Source organism: Sutterella massiliensis (assembly GCF_016899755.1).
Classification (GTDB): Bacteria; Pseudomonadota; Gammaproteobacteria; order Burkholderiales; family Burkholderiaceae_F; genus Sutterella; species Sutterella massiliensis.
This window is the reverse complement of sequence record NZ_JACJJC010000078.1, coordinates 1-1,407: the sequence shown is the minus strand read 5'-3', so window position 1 is coordinate 1,407 and position 1,407 is coordinate 1. Positions and strand designations below refer to the sequence as shown.

Here is a 1,407-nt window from a genome sequence, read left to right as displayed (position 1 = left end):
CGAGACATGCGGAGCAAAAATTCCGACACCTCTTCCGGTCTGAGCACTTCGGGCATCGCCGTATTCGGCAGTTCACTTCCCAAAAGAATCCACTCCGTATTCGCAGCCGTCGGATCTGCAAGACATGCCGGATCATCAAGCGCCCGAAGACCGGGAATGTGATCTCCGTACAGGAACATCACCCCGTCAAGCTTCCCAGAGTTGATCGCGTGCGCAACACTGCGAACACCTCGGTCGAGACTGCAAAGATGCGCTTCGTAGCGTTCTTCTTCAGAGATGCGATCCGCCCCGGAGAAATTGTCGGCATGCCAAGGACCGTGGGCCTCCATCGTTATGACGAAGAGAAAAGTCGGTTCCCTGCACTGTGCCAGATACTCGGCCGCAAGAGCCAGCAGCACCGAATCGGCAGCGTAACGCCCCATCAAGGAGAGTCTCTCTCCGTAGACTGCCCGGAGTTTTTTCAAATCCCAAAACTCGTCAAAGCCGAGATTGGGCATTACCAGATTGCGATCAAAGAAGCGTCCGTCATTGGGGTGCCAAGCGATTGTTCTATAACCGCGCTTCTTCATCGTCCGGGCCATGCTTTGCATCGGAATGAGCGCAGCAAGTCGATAGGGGTCAAATCCGTAGCTCTCAACTGCCTCAGGCGACATCCCGGTCAGAACCGCAAATTCACTGCGCATTGTGTAAGCCCCGCGCCAATCAAGCGAGAGACTTCCCCCTCTTCCCACCTTCGCTATCGAATCTATGAAGGGGATGACCGAGGGCCTATTGAGCTTTTTGCCTAGACAACAAAAAGATTCCGCTTGTACGAGCATGACGTGACGACGCCCCGCATTCGGCTCAACAGCCGACGGATTCGCTGCTTCGTACAGAAAACTCTTTCTAATTTCCATGCGAAAGCGCGAATGCCACACGATATGAAGAAATGCTGCACCGAGCGGCGTATAGCGAACTGCATCCCGATTCGCGAGAAAAGTCAGAGGATGCTTCTCAAGAAAACACCGAAGACTCCTGCTCGGTAGCCGCGACCATTCGTGCACTGCCCAAACAACGCCCATGAGCAGAAAAAGAGCGAGTCCCCGAACGGGAAGCGACACGCCGATCGGCTTCTCGCGCGCCACGAGCCCAACGAGAAGGATCACCGCGACAACCAAGACTGGCCAAATCCACTTCGGGGCATAACCGAAATAAAGTCTCGGATACTTGAATGCGTGCCCAGCGAGAAACACATCGGAAAAGACGAGCGGCTCTTTGAGAATGGCTACCTTGAGCTTATTGCCCGCCCAAAGAAGGATGATCAACAGAGCTCCGATGACTGTTGCAGACCAAAATCGATCCAATACGGCAACAAGCGCAACGTAGCCGAAAATACCGATGGCAAATGCAGTGACATGCCCAACCGCG

At 54.3% G+C, this 1,407-nt stretch carries 2 protein-coding genes; one reads left to right on the top strand and one right to left on the bottom strand.

Annotated elements, in window-relative coordinates; translation table 11 throughout:
• On the bottom strand, positions 1 to 896 hold an 896-nt coding region (locus tag H6A60_RS11335), incomplete at its 3' end, for a sulfatase-like hydrolase/transferase (protein WP_205104687.1).
• Between the two features lie 318 nt (positions 897 to 1,214).
• On the opposite strand from H6A60_RS11335, the gene H6A60_RS11330 reads away from it, so the two are divergent.
• A partial coding sequence (locus H6A60_RS11330; RefSeq protein ID WP_205104685.1) for a hypothetical protein occupies positions 1,215 to 1,407 on the top strand: 193 nt, incomplete at its 3' end.